The sequence below is a fragment of the Rhizobium sp. P44RR-XXIV genome, assembly GCF_001999485.2.
Taxonomy (GTDB): domain Bacteria; phylum Pseudomonadota; class Alphaproteobacteria; order Rhizobiales; family Rhizobiaceae; genus Rhizobium.
In genome coordinates this window covers 233,681-250,285 of the sequence record NZ_MPVZ02000028.1, presented here as the reverse complement: position 1 = coordinate 250,285, position 16,605 = coordinate 233,681, and the positions used below count along the sequence as shown (strand labels likewise).

19 protein-coding genes are annotated in these 16,605 nt (G+C 57.4%); 5 read left to right on the top strand and 14 right to left on the bottom strand.

What is annotated here, in order from left to right:
* Position 1: 1 nt before the first annotated feature.
* The 6 genes from BSK43_RS35750 to BSK43_RS18310 all read right to left on the bottom strand — a co-directional run bounded on the left by BSK43_RS35750 (position 2) and on the right by BSK43_RS18310 (position 10,208).
* Positions 2-4,849, bottom strand: a complete 4,848-nt coding sequence (locus BSK43_RS35750) for a phage tail protein (protein WP_246662633.1) — start codon at positions 4,847-4,849, stop codon at positions 2-4.
* 17 nt (positions 4,850-4,866) lie between these two features.
* A complete protein-coding gene (locus tag BSK43_RS35745; protein WP_246662632.1) occupies positions 4,867-5,886 on the bottom strand; it encodes a hypothetical protein in 1,020 nt (339 codons plus the stop codon).
* A gap of 101 nt (positions 5,887-5,987) precedes the next feature.
* Positions 5,988-6,416 carry a hypothetical protein gene (locus BSK43_RS18325; protein ID WP_077469171.1) on the bottom strand — a complete coding sequence of 143 codons (429 nt, stop codon included), beginning with the start codon at positions 6,414-6,416 and terminating at the stop codon, positions 5,988-5,990.
* Entirely contained in the window at positions 6,413-7,033 is a 621-nt protein-coding gene (locus BSK43_RS18320) for a hypothetical protein (RefSeq protein ID WP_077469173.1), read from the bottom strand. Before BSK43_RS18320 ends, BSK43_RS18325 begins: the two co-directional genes overlap by 4 nt.
* Positions 7,034-7,036: 3 nt before the next feature.
* Entirely contained in the window at positions 7,037-7,681 is a 645-nt protein-coding gene (locus BSK43_RS18315; protein ID WP_077469175.1) for a hypothetical protein, read from the bottom strand.
* A 112-nt stretch (positions 7,682-7,793) separates the two neighbouring features.
* The gene (locus BSK43_RS18310) at positions 7,794-10,208 is read right to left on the bottom strand and encodes a phage tail length tape measure family protein (protein ID WP_077469177.1); all 2,415 of its coding nucleotides are present in this window, start codon (positions 10,206-10,208) and stop codon (positions 7,794-7,796) included.
* A gap of 590 nt (positions 10,209-10,798) precedes the next feature.
* On the opposite strand from BSK43_RS18310, the gene BSK43_RS18305 reads away from it, so the two are divergent.
* The 5 genes from BSK43_RS18305 (at position 10,799) to BSK43_RS18285 (ending at position 13,258) form a co-directional block, all read left to right on the top strand.
* The gene (locus BSK43_RS18305) at positions 10,799-11,287 is read left to right on the top strand and encodes a hypothetical protein (protein ID WP_077469181.1); all 489 of its coding nucleotides are present in this window, start codon (positions 10,799-10,801) and stop codon (positions 11,285-11,287) included.
* 218 nt (positions 11,288-11,505) lie between these two features.
* Positions 11,506-11,904 carry a hypothetical protein gene (locus tag BSK43_RS18300; protein ID WP_077469183.1) on the top strand — a complete coding sequence of 133 codons (399 nt, stop codon included), beginning with the start codon at positions 11,506-11,508 and terminating at the stop codon, positions 11,902-11,904.
* Positions 11,905-12,035: 131 nt separating this feature from the next.
* Positions 12,036-12,452, top strand: a complete 417-nt coding sequence (locus BSK43_RS18295; RefSeq protein WP_136687098.1) for a hypothetical protein — start codon at positions 12,036-12,038, stop codon at positions 12,450-12,452.
* A gap of 17 nt (positions 12,453-12,469) precedes the next feature.
* Positions 12,470-12,865, top strand: coding sequence for a hypothetical protein (locus BSK43_RS18290; RefSeq protein WP_077469186.1), 396 nt, complete (start codon positions 12,470-12,472; stop codon positions 12,863-12,865).
* Between the two features lie 63 nt (positions 12,866-12,928).
* Complete coding sequence (locus BSK43_RS18285; protein WP_077469188.1) at positions 12,929-13,258, top strand: hypothetical protein; 330 nt, start codon at positions 12,929-12,931, stop codon at positions 13,256-13,258.
* A 72-nt stretch (positions 13,259-13,330) separates the two neighbouring features.
* Here the strand turns inward: BSK43_RS18285 and BSK43_RS18280 are convergent, their stop codons facing one another.
* The 8 genes from BSK43_RS18280 to BSK43_RS18245 all read right to left on the bottom strand — a co-directional run bounded on the left by BSK43_RS18280 (position 13,331) and on the right by BSK43_RS18245 (position 16,594).
* A complete protein-coding gene (locus BSK43_RS18280; protein WP_077469189.1) occupies positions 13,331-13,636 on the bottom strand; it encodes a hypothetical protein in 306 nt (101 codons plus the stop codon).
* A 23-nt stretch (positions 13,637-13,659) separates the two neighbouring features.
* On the bottom strand, positions 13,660-14,061 hold the full coding sequence (locus tag BSK43_RS18275) for a hypothetical protein (protein WP_015340441.1): 402 nt from the start codon (positions 14,059-14,061) through the stop codon (positions 13,660-13,662).
* An 83-nt stretch (positions 14,062-14,144) separates the two neighbouring features.
* Complete coding sequence (locus tag BSK43_RS18270) at positions 14,145-14,630, bottom strand: hypothetical protein (protein WP_077469191.1); 486 nt, start codon at positions 14,628-14,630, stop codon at positions 14,145-14,147.
* Positions 14,631-14,633: 3 nt separating this feature from the next.
* Positions 14,634-15,065, bottom strand: coding sequence for a phage tail terminator-like protein (locus BSK43_RS18265; protein WP_077469193.1), 432 nt, complete (start codon positions 15,063-15,065; stop codon positions 14,634-14,636).
* 37 nt (positions 15,066-15,102) lie between these two features.
* The gene (locus BSK43_RS18260; RefSeq protein WP_077469195.1) at positions 15,103-15,495 is read right to left on the bottom strand and encodes a hypothetical protein; all 393 of its coding nucleotides are present in this window, start codon (positions 15,493-15,495) and stop codon (positions 15,103-15,105) included.
* A 21-nt stretch (positions 15,496-15,516) separates the two neighbouring features.
* On the bottom strand, positions 15,517-15,744 hold the full coding sequence (locus tag BSK43_RS18255; RefSeq protein ID WP_077469197.1) for a hypothetical protein: 228 nt from the start codon (positions 15,742-15,744) through the stop codon (positions 15,517-15,519).
* The gene (locus BSK43_RS18250; protein ID WP_077469199.1) at positions 15,741-16,097 is read right to left on the bottom strand and encodes a hypothetical protein; all 357 of its coding nucleotides are present in this window, start codon (positions 16,095-16,097) and stop codon (positions 15,741-15,743) included. The genes BSK43_RS18255 and BSK43_RS18250 overlap by 4 nt, the downstream gene beginning before the upstream one ends.
* On the bottom strand, positions 16,097-16,594 hold the full coding sequence (locus tag BSK43_RS18245) for a DnaT-like ssDNA-binding protein (protein WP_077469201.1): 498 nt from the start codon (positions 16,592-16,594) through the stop codon (positions 16,097-16,099). Before BSK43_RS18245 ends, BSK43_RS18250 begins: the two co-directional genes overlap by 1 nt.
* Positions 16,595-16,605 lie beyond the last annotated feature (11 nt).

Sequence of the window (16,605 nt, the reverse complement as noted above, 5' to 3'; positions counted from 1 at the left end):
ATTACCTCTTGTACGATGAAGCCGCGATATTGCTTTCGGCCCATCCGATCGTGTTGCCAGGATTGTTGATCTGCATCGTGTAGACGTGCCAGCCAGCACCGGGAGCGTCATAGAAACCGGAAATGCCGACCCATCCAGCCGTGTAAGTTTCACTCGACGTGCCGCCGTTGCCACCACCACTCACAACCGTTCGCACGACAGGCAAGTAGTAGACCTGGGAGAAAATGGCCAAACCGTTTCGGAAAATGTTAAGGCCCACAGCCTGCGAGTTCTGTGCGCCGCCACTCTTGTTGATCTGGGCAATAGCCATGCAATCAACGACGACGCGGCCATCACCCGCAACGGTGACACCACACGAGACGAGGTTGAACGGGTTGCCGTTACTACTAACATTCTGGACACCGGCGACGCGGCCAACACCTGTATCGGTGCATGCGCCAGCCTGGATGTTGGAGGTGCCGACCTGCAATGTGCCGATGACGGCCGAGCTAATATTTACTGAGCCGAGGTTAGCGGTGATAGCGTCTAAGCTATTGACTGCTATCTTATTTGCAGTGACTGAACCGTCCACAATCAGCTCGGCCGAGACGGCTCGGCGCATGACGGGCTTCGACCAGAAACAGGCATTGCCGGTGCCGGCCGTCTTGTCGACTTGCAGCAGCATGGCAAGCTTCGTGAAGCCGCTCGGGACCGAGTATCTTCCCTGCAGTCGCGTCCATCCGTTCTTAACGTTCGTCCCGGCCACGACGTTAAAACCCCAAGCGCCCGAAGGCGTCTGCACGGCGGCATAAATGCTAGCCGGGTTGGGATCGATATTGTAGACCCACACGTCGAAGGCGTAGATCTCGCTCGATGTCACAACGACAAAATTTGATCTGGCGCAATCCCGGCCGAGGGATTGCAGAACATATCCAGCTGCGTCTCCCGAGGCGGTGTCGAGATAGAAAGACTGCGTATTTTGCGTTGCCCAGCCGTCGAGCGTGCCGGTCTGCCAGCCGTTATCGGCCATGTTGGAGAAATCGGTTAGGACCAGTTGCTTCGCTGTGATGGCATTCGCCGCGATCTGGCCCGCACCGATCGTGTTGGCGGCCAACTTGTCTCCGGTGATCGTGCCGCCCGCGATCGTCGTGGCCGTAACCGCGCCGGCCGCGATCGTGCCAGCGATGACCGCATTCACAGCGATCTTGCCCGCCGTCACAGCGTTCGCGGCAATCTTATCGGCCGTCACGGCGTTAGCGACAATATTGCCACCAGCGATCATCGTGACGCCGCCATCGCTCCATGGGCTAGGCTCGGTTTGATTGGGATTTGCTTCGCCAAAGTACATGCGGGTCAGCCACAGAAGACTATCGTTCTGACCAGCAACAGTCCCCTTCATTCGGAAAAAGACGATCGCCCTGGCCGCGTTCGCGGGCATCTGGTATTTGCCCCAGAAGCGCTGGTAGTTCGCGAGGCTTTTCTGCGGATCAATATTCTGGGCCGCAGGGAAAACTCCCCAACTGGGATAGGCGAGAAGACCGCCGTTGGCGTCGTACACCCCGAGGTAGGGTTGCACTCCGTTGCAGCGATGGCCGAGATAGTAAACGGACAGCTCGTACCAGCCATTTGGCCTGACAGCGAACTGCTGACCAGTCCCATCGGCTTTGTAAGAGGTCACGCCATATTCGAAGCCCTGATCACCATTGTTCTGTCGAATTTCGATAGCGCCGGGAACGGGAGCATATGTGTCCGCGCGCAGAGAGAGCGTGAACCTGGAGGCAGAATTCGACCATTCAGGACCCCATCCCGTGAGGCCGGCAGACAGATCTGAGTTAGAAAGATAGTTGCCGCCATTACCGATCGCTAGAGCTTGTGTCGAAACAGATCCCGCTGCCAGCTTATCAGCCGTAATTGCGCCCGTTGCGATTTGCGCCGCCGACACAGCGCCGGCCGAGATCGTGCCGACCGTGATGGCATTGGCAGCGATCTTATCGGCGGTGACTGCGCCATCAACAATGAGGTTGCCGCCGCTTTTACGCTGGCAGGAAACGAACCCGATCTGGTAACTACCGGCACCCGTAAGCGTGCTGGTAGGAACGAGGTCGACCCATGCCCACACAACCCCGGCGGGGACGGTGATGCTGGTGTTATACTCTGTATAAGTGGTTGGTGTTGTCGTCGGGACGGTAACCCCGATGGCGGTCAGAAATGTGATCTTATCTGATCCCATGAAGCGCATGCGGCAGGAGACGGAATCCGAAGGCGCACCCGTCCGCTTCGCAAATGTCTGCAAAAAATATTGCTCCCCCGGAATAACCGGGAAGATGTTGGCGTTCCTGTTGAAGGTGAATATCGCTGGCGCTGCGATGTTCAGGTAATTGCTACCCGCATATGCGTTGCTGGCGTCGGTTATGACGCTTAGACCGACGGTGAGCCCCCAAGAGGTCGCACCAAATGCGAAATTCGGGTTCTCCACGCGATTGGTCATGTCGGCAATTACAAGCTTGTCAGCCGTAATGGCATTTGCGGCGATGTTGACCGCAGATATCGCGTTAGCGGCCACTTTCGAAGCCGAGATCGCCCCATCAACAATTAGTTCCGCACCGGAGGCACGGCGCATCACAGGCTTTGACCACGCAACACTCTTTTCTATCGGAACATTCGAGCCGGATGCCCGGGTGTTATACAGGAGCAGAGCGCACTTGGTGACGCCGGCAGGAACGATCGCCTGTCCACTGATCTTTGCCCAGGCATTTGTGGTCGCGGTCGTGGCAACATAAGTGTTAGCAATATTGACGTTGTTTACATCAAAACCAGCGAGCCAGATCGAAACCTGACTGGATAGGTCATTGTTCTGCGCCCAAGCTTCGAGATAATAAACATCTCCCGGCGAACATGCGACCAACGATGAAAGCGCTTGCCAGCCACCGTTGCCGGACCGCATGTAGTAGCCAGATGCAGCCCCTTCGCCGTTAGAATTGGCATAGGCAAGTTGCCCATACACCTGCCAGCCAGACAAATTGCCCTGCTGCCAGCCATTATCGGCGATGTTCGAGAAGTCGGTGAGAACGAGCTGTTTGGCACTGATCGAGTTCGCCGCGATCTGATTCGCACCTATCGCGCCGGCCGCGATCTGGCCAGCGGTAATGCTGTTGGCAGCGATCTTATCGGTGGTAATGGCGCCCGCCGCGATCGTATTGGCGGTGATCGCGCCGGCGGCGAGCTTGGGCGTCGAAATCACACCATCAGAGATCTGCGTTCCGACAATTTGGCCGGCGATGTCACCAGCCGCCGTCGCCGCCGTCCAGACGGTGCCGGTATAACGATAGAGCTTGTCATCCGTGGTCAGATAGACGGTGCGCCCTTCGATATTGCCCGAGGTCGGTAAGCTTGCAACGATCTCAACCGGCCGTATGCCGGATGCGAATTTGGTGGCATCGACAGCATTGGCGGCGAGTTTGGTGGCACTCACCGAACCATCGGCAATTTTACTGACATCAACCGCCAGAGCCGCAAGCTTATTGCCCGTGATAGCATTGTCGGCGATCTGGGAGCCGGTGAGCGTCCCGTTGACGTCTACGGCCGCAACGGCAGCTGTCCATGCACCATTGTGATAGCGATAGAGCTTGCCATCCGTCGTCAGAAAAACCTGCCGCCCTTCGAGATTATCTGTCGTCGGCAGAGTGGCCACCACCTCCACGGCCTTGATACTGCTGGCAAGGTTGGTCGCGTCCACCGCCCCCTGACCAAGCTTGGCGGCGGTCACGGCGCCGTCGGCCAGTTTCGCAGAAATGACGGCGCCACTTGCCAGTACATCAGCCGTGACGGCGGCCACCTGAAGCTTCGCCGTCGAAACGGCCTGATTGGCGAGCTTCAAGTTGTCGACAGCTTCGTCCATGATCTTGGCTGCAGACACGGCCGCGTCCGCGATTTTGGATTGGACGATCGCGCCGTCGAGGACGTCGGCCGCTTGAATGAGCACATTCGGCGTCTTGACGGTCAGCCACGCCGACCAATCGGTTGCCCGGTTCGACTGCGGGATATAACGGCCCCGTGCCTCGTACTCTACGTTTGGCAGCGTCCATTGGCCGGAAAGCTGCCAGGAATAGGGCAAGGCATAGGGATTGCTGTCGCTGTCGAAAACCACATCGCCACTGGCCTTGACACGAACCTGCACCCACACGCCCCTGACGTCATCAAGATCCGGCGCGCAGCTGATCCTGATTGCAGGGCGCCGATCGATACCGCCGGCGTCCTTGATGGTCGAAGGCTCTACAGTCCAGCCGATCATCGGCTGTGAGGGCGGTGTGATGGGGCCAAGCCAGCCAATGGCGGTCGGCAATTGCAAACCGGGATGCCAGTCATAGTCAGCCGGATCAACTTCCTTCAAGGTAACGACGATCAGGAAACTGGGCTGCGGCTCGACTTTGACGACAAGAAATTTCTTCTCATCATAACCGTTGCGAGCCGATGACCACGAAACGACATCGTTTGGTTCCAGCGGATAGGCGTCAGGCGGCAGCGATATCTGATGGACGCGAAAACGCCGGTAGTCCTGGATCATCGCCAGGCCGACACGCTGCACCTGATTGGCAAAGGGTACGGCAAGAAGCTGAATTTCGGCCGGCAGGCGCCGATTGCCATCCTGCCCTTCGAGATCGGCATTGTATCGACCGGGCGCATCCTTTGTCGCCCACTTTTCCGCCGGCTCGGGATAGGTCGCTTCGATAGCGTTGTAAGTCGCCGACAGGGACGGGAATGGCTGGAAATCCTGCTCTTCCGTAACGACGATATCATCATCCGTGAAGGAGTAGACCGCGCCGCCCGGCGAGCCCACGAGCATCTTGAAGATGCCGCCGACTTCGGCCATGCGGCCGTTGCAGCCTTTCAGCAGTTCGGAAACGGCATCGAGCGGCTCCTGGTCACACTGGACATCGTAGCCGGCGCGAAAAGCCGCTCGCTACCGCCGCCGTCGAGCGGAACGGACGCGTCGCAGGCATTGGCTGCGGCCATCCAGTTTGCCGCGGGCAGGCAGAAAGCGCCGATATTCTGGCCGCCATAGACCCATTCCGGCCCATAATAGACGCCGCGAGCGAGGTTATAGACCATAATGGCCGGATTGGCGCTCGGCTCCCATGTCGAGGGATCAGCCCATCGATGCCCGCCATTGCCGCCGACCGACGAATCCTTGCGGACGTCGTAAAGTGGCAGCGGATGCGGCTCGAAAAGGCCGGCGGGAACACCCTTGAAGAGATCGCTGTTGTAGCGCGAGGTCAGGATAACGATCTGGCAGCCACGCCCGATCATGGTCGGCCGCCACGGACGCTCGCCATGGGCGCCGAACTTCGCCATCAGGAAAGGATCGGGCGCCGTTTGCGTGCCATCGAGAAACTTGATCCAGAGATAGTCCTTGTTCTTGACGCGATATTGCAGCACCGGGAAGCCGCGCCCGTCGGGATGTGGCTGATCCCAGAGGACGCCGACCTTCTGGTCGTCGATCCAGACGCTGGTCAGGCCGCGCTCGCCGGCACGGTTGGGAAGACTACCGACCTCGATGACATCGGTGAAATAGGCATTCGGCGTCTTGCCGTCGTCTCCCCAGGTACCGGCATACTTGCGCTTGCCGGCGGTCGCGTAGCTGCCGATGATGAAGGACATCGCATGATCGTCCCCCATGCTGATCTCGAGCTTGGTGCCGACCGGCTGCGGCTGATCCTTCTTCGCCAGCGCCTTTTCGATCAGCGATAAGCCGATATTGAGGGCTACGGTCAGAAACAGTTTGCCGATGGCGCCGATTGGTAAAAGTTGCGCGATCACGCCAATGGCGGCGACCAGAGGGCCGGCATGCGCCGCATCCGCCATCAGCCAGAAGCCGAGGACGTTCAGAAGCAGGATGAGATATTTCATGGATCGGACGACCTCGATTGGCGCGCGGGAAAGGGTCGTCGCAGCCAAAGCCGCGCCGACATGTCACCGGTCATAGATAAAATGGATGGCGTATCGCCGGCCTAGCCGACCTTGAAGGCGCGCTTGGCGTCGAGCAGATCGACGGTGCCAAGCCCGCTCTCGCGCAGCACGAAGATGCGCTCGCCGTTGACCACGCCGAGGGCATAGCCGAAGGGGCCTTCATGCGGGACGGCGGCGATGTCGCCGATATGGGCTTCGCTCGGATGGATCTCCGGCAACATGCTGCCGACGAGATCGGCGAGGTTGTCGAAGCCCGCCGCCTTCATGGTCTTCAGCGCGCCGGCGGCGGTCGAATACTCCCCGCGAAACTGGGCGGCGCAGTCGACGCCGGTGATTGCCAGCACGAGATTGCCGGCAAGGCCCGGGCCGCAATCATGGCTACCCCAGGCGAAGGGCGTGCGCTTCAGCCGATCGATCTCGGCGACGAAACGGGCGCGCCAGTTCTTGACCCTGACAAGATCGCTGTTCATTTCTGCCCCCAGGGGATCTGCCAATTGGCGACGGTGCTGGAATAAAGGCCGAATTCATCGCCGCTACGGCGCTTCTGGCCTTCATAGGAGGATTTGGCCGGGTTGGTGCGCTCCAGCATGGCGATCGCGGCGGAGATGGCGGAGATTTCGATATCGCCATCCTGCCCCACGGCCGGCGTCTTCACCGGCGCGCCATCTGCAATGCCGAGAAAGGCGATTTCCGGCGCCGCACTTGGCAGGCGCGTGCCAGTATCGAATGTCATGTCGTGAATTTCGATCGGCGCCAGCCGCAGATCGTAGCCGCGCACGAGCTGCTGCACGGCGGGCGCGATCTGGCCGATGGTGATGGTTACGGTCTGGATCGTCAGATCGGCGGTGCGCGGGATCGGGCTCACCTGCAGATTGAGGCCACCATAATAGGTCCGCGCCTCCGGCAGACCGGTGATGCCCGAGGTGACGGTGATGTTGATGTCGTCGTCGCCGGTCCACAGGCCGATCGAGGCGGGCGCGCCGCTGGCGAGATCCTTGCCGGTGATCCAGACGAAACGACGGGGCACGAGCCCCTTGTCGCGCGCGCCGGTCAGCGCCGCGAAGAAGGCAGAGGTGATGTTCTTCATCGTCTATTTCTTCTGGATGATCTTGAAGGTGGCGCCCGAGGTGATCGGACCGTTGGCTGTGCCGGGATTGTGGCTGCCCGGCATGACCAGGCATTTGCAGGCCGGCAGCAGCAGGGTTACGCCGAGACCGGCAGCAAAGCCCGCCGGCAGATGCGGGAAGACGCCGAAGACGGGCGTGATCCCCTGCCCGCTGGCACCAACCGTTTCCGAGACTTCGAGAAAGGCATAGCGGCCGCCATAGCCGACCTGCATTTTGTCGCCGACCGTCAGCCGATAGCCCGCCGGCAGGCCCTTGAGGCTGAGCGAGGCATTGTCGTCGCCGAGCGCCGCGATGCTGACGGCAGCGCTCCCGAGCTTCGTCCCGTCGGGGTCGGCCTGCGGATATTTCGACAGCGGATCATAAAGAAAAAGCGCCTCCTGGGCGCCGTGTAGCTTGCGGATGCGGGCGGCGATCTGTTTCGCCTCCGCATTGTACATGTCGGCCAGCGTCACCGTGCCGGTCCAGAGCGGTGGCGCCAGCTCCGCCTGCCAGACCCGGCCATCGCCGGAGCCGGAAAGCTCGTCATTGCGCTGAATGTCCCAGACGATGCTGGAGATCTTCAGAAGATCGGCAAAGGCCGGCAGGCTATAGGGATAGGAAACGGCCATCAGCGCCTCCGGGGATTGCGGTTGATCTGCGCGACGCGATCGGGAAGCTGCTGATTGAAATCATTCAGCCCCTGCCGCGTCGAACTCTGCGCTTCCGATTGCGCGACATTCTTCACATAGGCCTTGAGATTGCGTCCTCATCGACGGAAACGCCGACCGTGACATGCACGCCGGAAGCGGAACCGGAGGCATCGTTCTGGTTATCGGCCCGGAGGCGACGGATGGGAACGGAAGCATCCGGCTGCGCCCGCAGCAATTGCGGCCCGCCCTCGCCGACCACGCCGCCATCGGCATAGCCACGCCGCCCAAGCCGCATCGCCTCGACAACGCCGACACCGCCCGCCCGGGCAATATCCTTCTGGCTCCAGACGACCTCGCCGGCATGAACGATGCCGGCCGGCTCATAGGTGGTGCCAGGACCAGTATAGCCGCCCTCTGCCCATCCAGCGGATAGAGCGCTGAAGGGATCGAAACCGGAGGTGGGCACGGTTGCATTCGAGCCGATGTTGAAACCACCGCCGCCGCCAAATCCAAAAAGGTTTGAGAAGAAGCCGCCAATACCGCCGCCACTCGCCGCACCGTTAACCTTGAACAGACTATCCAGAACATCATTGAGAAGCTTATCTGCAATCTTGTTCAGCGCATTCACAGCAGCCGTGCTGAAAGACTTCCAGAAGGATTCGCCATTCTTCAAGCCGCTTTTGAGATCTGAGATGAAGCCCTTCGTGAGATCCTTGGCAAAGTCCATCGCCTCTCGGGCGCTCTTTGTTGCCGCCTCGACGGACGCCATCTCTGCCGCCAGACCACCGAGCTCCGTCTTCTGCTCAGGCGTGAGCGCGATGTTCTTCTCCTGAGCCTTGTTCAACAACTCGGTTTCATAGCGCATTTTTGCTGCGGCCTGTTCCGTCATGCCAAGCGCTGCTTGTTCCTGTTTGAGCGAGGTAATGCGCTTGTTGGCGTCGGCGACAATATCGCCAAAAGTAGCGGACTTGGCTGCTTCGGCTCTGTAACTCGCTCCGCCACCGCTCGTATTGTTGCCGTTGGCAAAATTACTCGAAACGACCGGCATTCCATACTGCTCTCTTTGCCTCTTCAAATTAGCGGCAAGATCATCGTCGTAACCAAAACGAACCCTCCAGTTATTTGCTTGCAACATCTCCTCGTTGCTAAGAGTCTTTGGCGGGGGCGGAGGCGGATTGCGGCTAGATTTCAGAACGACAGCATTCTGCATCTCTTGTAGTTTAGCCTTCGTGGTGAGTGCTGCCAAACCAAGGCGACCAATTTCAGACAAAAGCGGTGAAAGATCCGGATGAGCTTGGCTCAGCTCAAGAATTGCTTTCTTCAATTCGTCAGCCGAGGTCTGGCCGGCTTGCATGTTTCGGCGCAAATCATCGAGGGCTTGCTGCGTACTCTGCAGCTTGCTTGTTCCAAAAGGGTTGACCTCGTTGATCTTATCTTGCATCTTCGAGAACGATCTTGCGACTAAATCGGTCTTGCCGCTAACTCCGCCCAAGCTTTGCTCAGCATTCACAGCGTCGATAATCAGTGCTCGTAATCGCACTGAAGCATCCCTCGTTAGCTGACCGGATTGCGCAAGCTGCGCAATCTTCTCATTAAATTCGACAAATCTAGGTGATTGGGCTTTGATGGAGTCACCAAGCTCTTCTATGGCCTTTCTGGCAGGATCAAATGCCCCTGCCTGCATAGTGCCGTCGAAGCTCATTGGTCTCGTCATATAGTCAATGTAGGCCTCGTAACTAAGATTATCGTATGCTTTTTTGGATTCGGCCATAATCCTCTTTTGAGCGGCATCTTTATCATCCGCCATTTCCTCATTCGAGAGGGCTAAACTTTTTTCGGCATATTTCTTTTGTTTATCAATAGCCTGTTGGTATGCAGGGCCGAGTGACGAGATATGATCGGCGTGCTGTTTAAGAATATCGTTTACGCTTTTTATATCGCGTCCCGTATTCATGAAATACTGTATGCCCACCGCCGCAGCAGTGGTTAAAACCTGGGCTACAAGGCTTACGGGATTGAGCATTGATAAAAATGCTTTGCCCAATCCACTAACGATACCAGTAAGCCCCCCCGCTCCACTGAGCATTTCGCCCAATTTTCCGCCTTGTTGAAGGCCGATCATAAATGGGGAGTCGCCACTTGCCATTCGGGTGCCCATTTCAATGAGGACATCCTTCAATTCTTTCGCCTTTATGCCCACCGCCGCGATTGAATTCTGGTTGCTCTGGCTTTGAGCATTCATTCCAGTAAGCGAACCCGCAACCTTGTCGACAGCGCCAGCTGTAGAAGAACAACTGTTCCTCCATTCTATCATGCTAGCCGTCGCCTTACCGATGGCTCCTGCGCTTGCAGCCGCCTTGCCACTTAGCGTACCAATCGCGCGAGCCGATGCCCCTACTGCCGACTCCACCTTGTCGGCCGCAACGGCAACACGATTCATCCCTGTGGCGACCTGATCGGCGCCAACAGTCGTAAATTTTATACCCAAAGTAGCAATATCCGTCACTGGCGTACCTTTTCAAAACATGCGAAATACAACCCAAACTTTGATCGGGGGATTTCGTGGACAGATTGTGGAGATTGGCCGGCGTGGCTCTTTTGCTATCGTTGTTGACTAGTTGTGATCTTTTCGACGCCAAAATCGTCACAGCGTGTGAAAGCGTCCTCAAGGGTAGGCTTCGGTCACCGTCGGAATACAAACGGATCGAAATCACACGGTCCGAAGAAGTCATTGGCCGCGCAGAGTACAAACACCTCTTCGGCAGCAAAGGTTCTCCTGCGCTCCAGGCAGTCACGATGGACGATTTTGACAGCGGTGCGGCAAAGCCTATGCGGTATATTCTTCAGATAAGTTACGACGCACCAAACGCCTACGGTACACCAATTCGTGGCGTCTCCAGGTGCGAATACGCAAGTGCATTTGGGGGCGATTCGACGGTTAATGAGTTCGTCGTGAGTATCGATGGCGATACCGAGATGGAATGGCGGAACAAGCAGCGTTAATATGAGAATAAATCGAAAGTTGCAGCATGGGTCACTGGCATACCTTTTGAGTAGATGGCAAAAATCAACCGTTGGGGGTACTCGGGGGATTCCATGAAGCTAATTTCAAATGTTGTGGCCATGTCGTTTTTGCTGCCACTTTTAAGCGGTTGCGATTTTTTCGATTCCAAGCTTGTCACCGCCTGCGAAGCAATTCTCAAAGAACGCCTGATCTCGCCGTCGGAATACAGACGCATCAAGGTTTCTGAACTCGAGGGGTTAGACCTCGATAGAACGCAGCTAGAAGGTTATCTTCTGGCACGGCAGCGTGCATCCAGGTCTTCAGGCCACCCAACCCCCGTGGACGACGCTTCGATTAAGGACGATCTAAGGTCATATGATGATGGCCAATTGAAACCAATTTTGTACAATGCTTCAATAGTTTATGAAGCATTCAACGCATATAAAATTCCCGTGAGATACATCGCCAATTGCGCGTATTTGGGCACGAATGGAGATTCGTCCAACGTCTGGGAATACCGCGTTACGGTTGATGAAAAAACTAGCACGGAATGGCTTTTCAGCAAGGCGAAGAGATATTGAGCGCGCAATGAACTACGGTGACAATGCACTCAATAGATTCCAGATCTAACCAACACAACCAATGGCCCGTCTCGCTCGTGTCGTCATCCCTGATGTCCCACCTCGGAAACGCTAGAAATAGCAACCACAAGACTTAGCGTAGCAACGTCCGTCATAGGCTTTCCTTTTGTTTGAATTGTACGCTATCGTCTTATGGTTGATTCAACCGGGGGTATTTTATGCGCGTGTTTTTATTTATAGCGGCATTCATGGTCGCGAGTAGTGTCTATGCGGAGGACGCTGACGAAACGGCAGCTAAGGAACTGATTACGCAAGCGATGGACTATTTGAATATTGCCTATGCTTGCCAAGACGCAATTGGCGTCTCCTATTTTGACCTTGCGCGAGAGAGAACAGTACAAGCGTTTGTTTTCCTAGGCGCGATAGGTAGCCCTGACGCCATTCGCAATTCGCAAGTTAGTGCGGCGAAGATTGTCGATGAATCGATAGAAATCATTCGTCGGAAATCTACGAAATTTTCAACAGCAGCGGCAGGAAAATGTCTCGAGGAATTGCAAGCAGCTCAAACGCGGATGGATATGTCGCTCTTAAAATTCAAAATAACCGCTCATCGGTAGCGGAGGTTTGCGACCGGTTCGGTAATCAATATCGCAACATCTATTACTGGCATCCCTTTCAAAACCATGCGAAATACAACCCTGCGCTTTGAATGGGGGATTTCGTGATTAGATTGTGGAGATTGGTCAGCGTGGCTTTTTTGCTGCCAGCCATTGGCGGCTGTAGCTCTTCTGAATCGAAATTGGTGACCGTGTGCGAAGAGGTTTTGAAACTGAGACTTTTAGCGCCAGCAGGATACAAGCGGGTCGAAATCAAAGAATCCAACGAGCCTCTCAACCGCGCCGACTACAAACGCTATTTGGCGGGAGACGAATATGGGCCGCTCATCCAGGGAGCCAGGATGAAAGATTTTGACCAAGGCCGGGTAAAACCTCTGATGTTTGAGGTTCTTATAACTTACGATGCTCCTAACGCTTATGGCACACCAATTCGCAGCACCTCCAGATGTCAATATCCAACTGACAATGAAGACACCTCCAGAGCGGACCGTCTCTACGTAATGGTTGACGGCAAAACGAACGCAGAGTGGTTAGAGACGCAGCGTTAATAAGAGCGGCAGCGACAATGAAGCCTCAACTACTTCTGACTGCATTCTTCGCGTGCACAATCATCACCCAAGCCTTGGCTGACGACGAGCACAAGCGTCTCCAGCTGACCGGTAAAGTCATCGATGGTGTGAACGTGAGTTTCATGATTGCTTATCAATGCCGAGATGTGCTTGGCACGACATATTACAACGCAATTCGGACGTATGCCGAGAAGGCTTTTCAGCAAATCGGCTTGTCACCGGAAATGGCGGCACAACGAGTCAACAGACTTGAAAAGTTTATCGAGAGCGAAAACAAACCCGGCCGGAAGGAGGGTATCGAGGGATGCGTGTGGAATATTTCAACCGTAAACCACGACCTGCAGACCGCACAAAAGAACTATATCGATTTTACGCACCCTAAAAATCCATAGGCTAAGGCTGAGCACATTGGTTTACCTACTTCAAAGCAAGAATAAATCGAAATAGGAGGTTTCATGAAGCTGCCCTGTGTCATCGCTACATTGCTGGCTGCGTTGTTTTTTACAAGCGCAAATGCGACGGGCGATGATAAACAGAATACGAACGCTTCATCACGCAGAATCATCGACCAATCTTTACACAAACTGACCATAGCTTACGCATGCCGTGACGTATTCGGAGCCGACCTTTACCCATTGGTCCGCGAGGAGGAGAAATCCAAATTGAAAGCGATCGGTGCTCCCTCTAAGGCTATTGCCGATATGCTAAACAATTTAGAGAAGATTCTTCAATCAACCGATGCAATCGGGAGGATTGACTCTGACGAATGCTTTACAGGACGATAAAGGGATCGAAACTGGTAGTTTTCGGGTGTTTTCCAGTGGTATTTTGTACATACGGTTAAGTGCGCGAGATAGCTACCCCGCCTCCCGCGCCCTGATCGCCTCTGTCTCCTCCTCCACCGCTTGGCAATAGCGCCCGTCCATCGCCTTCAGCACGGCGATGTCCTCGCGGCGCAGGAGGTTACCGGTCAGTTGCAGCCAGGCCAGCATTTCCTGATGGGAGAGCGGCGCCGGGCCGGAAAAGCCGGGAGCCTGCGCCGAACGCAGGTCCCAAAACCAGTCCCAGAGCGCATGGCCGGCCTCCGGCACCTCGGCCTCCGGGCTGATAAGCTCAAAGGCCTCGTTGCGCTCGCGCCGGGTCTCGCCGTTTGTATCGCGCACGCAATCATAGCGCGCAACGATCCCTACGGCTTCTGAAAGCCCTTCGGCAAGCTCTTCATAAAATTTGCGCGGTCCTCCGAGGCGCCGGCCACCTGATCGTAGATCCAGCCGGCGTCCTCGACGACTTCGCGGGCCTTCTCGAAGGAGAGCACCGGCTGCTCGCCCTTCCACTGCTGCTCGCCCCAGCTCCAGGAAGCGATGGCGGCGGCGGCCTTGTCGAGATATTCGGCCTCGACCTTGCTGGTGGTCAGCTTCTTCTTGCGGCTGGCGAGAAAGCGGTCGCTATGCTGGCGAACGATCTTTTTCACCTCGTTGCTCTCGGCCGAGCGGATCATGAAGGAGATGCCGAGCGGCTCCTCGGTGGCCGGATGCAGGAGCTGCAGCTCGAAGAGATCTTCGGAATTGACGAGACTGGAGATATCCAAGGAAACACCTTATCGGTTGGGACATATTCGAGTGGCCGCGCGCCGCAGGAGGGCGACGCGCGCAAGGTTCCGAAAGATCGCGCTTACGGCGTGGTGACGGGGTCGATGCGGATCGGCAGCTGGTTGAGGCCGATCTTGAACTTCTCCAGATCGAAATCGTCGGAGCCGCCGCCGGGATAGAGCGGGCCGGAAACGACACCGCGCGAATAGAAGACCGTGTTGGTCTTGCCCTGCGGCGCGTCATTGCGCTCGACCTTGATCGCCATGTTATTGATGTTCAGCGGATCGCCGAAGGCGCGCAGAATGTCCTGGCCGGGATCGTCGGCGATGGAGGCGACTTCGAGCTCCGGGTCGCCGGCGTTGGAAACGCCCTTCTGCTTCTGCTGCACCGGCTCATCCAGCGTATTGTAGTTGTTGATGGTGGATTCCGAGCCGAAATCGCCCACCTTGCCGACCTTGCCCACCTGCACCCAGGTCAGCGCGGCATAGGCCGTGGCCGTCAGGTCGGTATTCTGGGGCGTCTCGCATACGTAGACTTTCGAGCCCTTCTTCGTGCTTTTGTTCGCCATGGATCATGTCTCCGGTTCAAAGGCGGTGTAGGGAATGGTGACCGGTATCTGCACGCGGTCATCCTCTTGGATCGGGCCTGCGGCCCACGGCTCGCCACTGATCGTGATCTTCACGCCAGAGGCAAACAGCGTCTTGTTGTTGAAGTGGTCGATGACCAGGCCGGCGGCATCGAGTGGCTTGATCAGCCCGCCGCCGGCCTTCCAATAGACGGAAACCTGCAGAAGCCCGAGCTTCTGCTGCGGATCGTCGCCAAGCGTCACCTGCCGGGGGCGGTTGGGCAGGAAGCTGACGGCCAGATAGTTATCCGGCTTAGCTTGCCCCACCGGCGGAAAGGCAATGCCCGGCAGCGCCACCGGCAATGGCGGCTGAAATTGGAGCGCTGCCAGATGATCCAGCAGTGCCGCCAGAATGATAGCGTCCGTCGCCGTCGCCATGTGTCACCCATGTCTATGATGTTGAAATTTCGAGGGATCAGTCCGTCGTGTCGCGCGCGGCGCTCGCGACGATGTCGGGCCATGCCTGTGCCGCAAGCCGCACCATGCCCTGCCCCGCCTGCCCATCCTTGCCATATTCGACTTCGGCAGCATGCGGCGCGGTGAAACCCATATGGATCATGCCGCCCAACGGCACGCCTAGACCGGCCAGATTGACCGGCTGGCCTTCATTGGATTCCTCCGCATCCCCGCTTTGCCGTGGCGGGGCTGAGACCCGGAAGGAATTAACAAGTTCGCCGGAGGCTACAGGCGTTGCCTCGACGATCGCCTCGGCCAGCCGTTGCGTGGAGAGGCTCACCACCTCTTCCATGCGGCGCTTGGTCCGCTCGGCCCACGCGGCGATATCAGTAGAGAAATTCGAGGAAGCCATGTCGATTGCCCCTTGATAGGGTTATGCATCATCGGCGGCGTCGCCAGGTGAAGAGCCACGCCGCTCGAAATTCAAAAGGGTAAGATGGCCATAACGGGCACGAGCCGCAGATTTGGCGGTTCGGGATTCGGCTTTCATCCCACCGCTCTTTTCAATCCCCGGCAACGGTGAAACCCGGTTGAGCAGCAGGATGACGCGCGCCAGCAGCCAAAGCGTCAGGATCGTCTTGAAACGCAGGAGCGCCGTCATCGCCGCACCTGCAGTTGCCAAAACACGACAGTCCCACCCGGCGATAGCGGCTGGATATCAATGATCGCATGCTCGACGCCGCCGATTAGCACCCTGTCCGCCAGCGTCGGAGTAACCGAAAGCCCCTCGGTCGAGAGATAAACCATGCGATCGCCGCGCTGGATCAGCGTGTCGGCGACATGCGCCTGGGATTGGTCGAGATCGACGAGCGAACACGGAAAGTCCTCGCACGTCTGCACGGGATCGTAATCCGGCCCGGCACTCGTAATGCGCCGCAGAACGGCTTTCTGGCCGAATTTGGCGATCAGCCGCTCGGCGGTCGCCCGCCCCTTGCTGTAATCGAAAGTGTCCATCACACCACCAGAATGCCCGGCAGCACCGGGCGCAGGAGAGGATAAAGCAGCCCGTCGAGCATGGTCAGAACCGGCTTTGCGGAGGCGATCATGTCGTCGCTCGTGCCGGCAACGGCATATTCCGTCTCCAGCGGTCCCACCTTCTCGCGCTTCACCGTTCGAGCCGCAACGATGACGGGCGTCAGGCTGCCCGGCTCGGAAAGCTCAAGCGCTGCGGCCTCATAAGCCGCATAGGTCACGGCCAGCGGCAATGTGCTCTCGGTGATCGGCTCGCCGTTGACCGTCATGGCTTCACTGCGAGGCCAGGAGAGTGGTTGATCATAGCCGCCGGCCCGTCTTCCGGTGAATCTCGGCTCGTAGAGAGCATCGATCGCCTGAGATCCGCGCACCAGCGCCGCCAGGCGATCACCATCACTGGCCGCGGCCCAGGCCGCCTTGCCGCGATCGGCACAATAGGCATCGGCGGCAGCAAGCGTGCCGTAAAGGGATGCGGACATGAAGGCTCCGA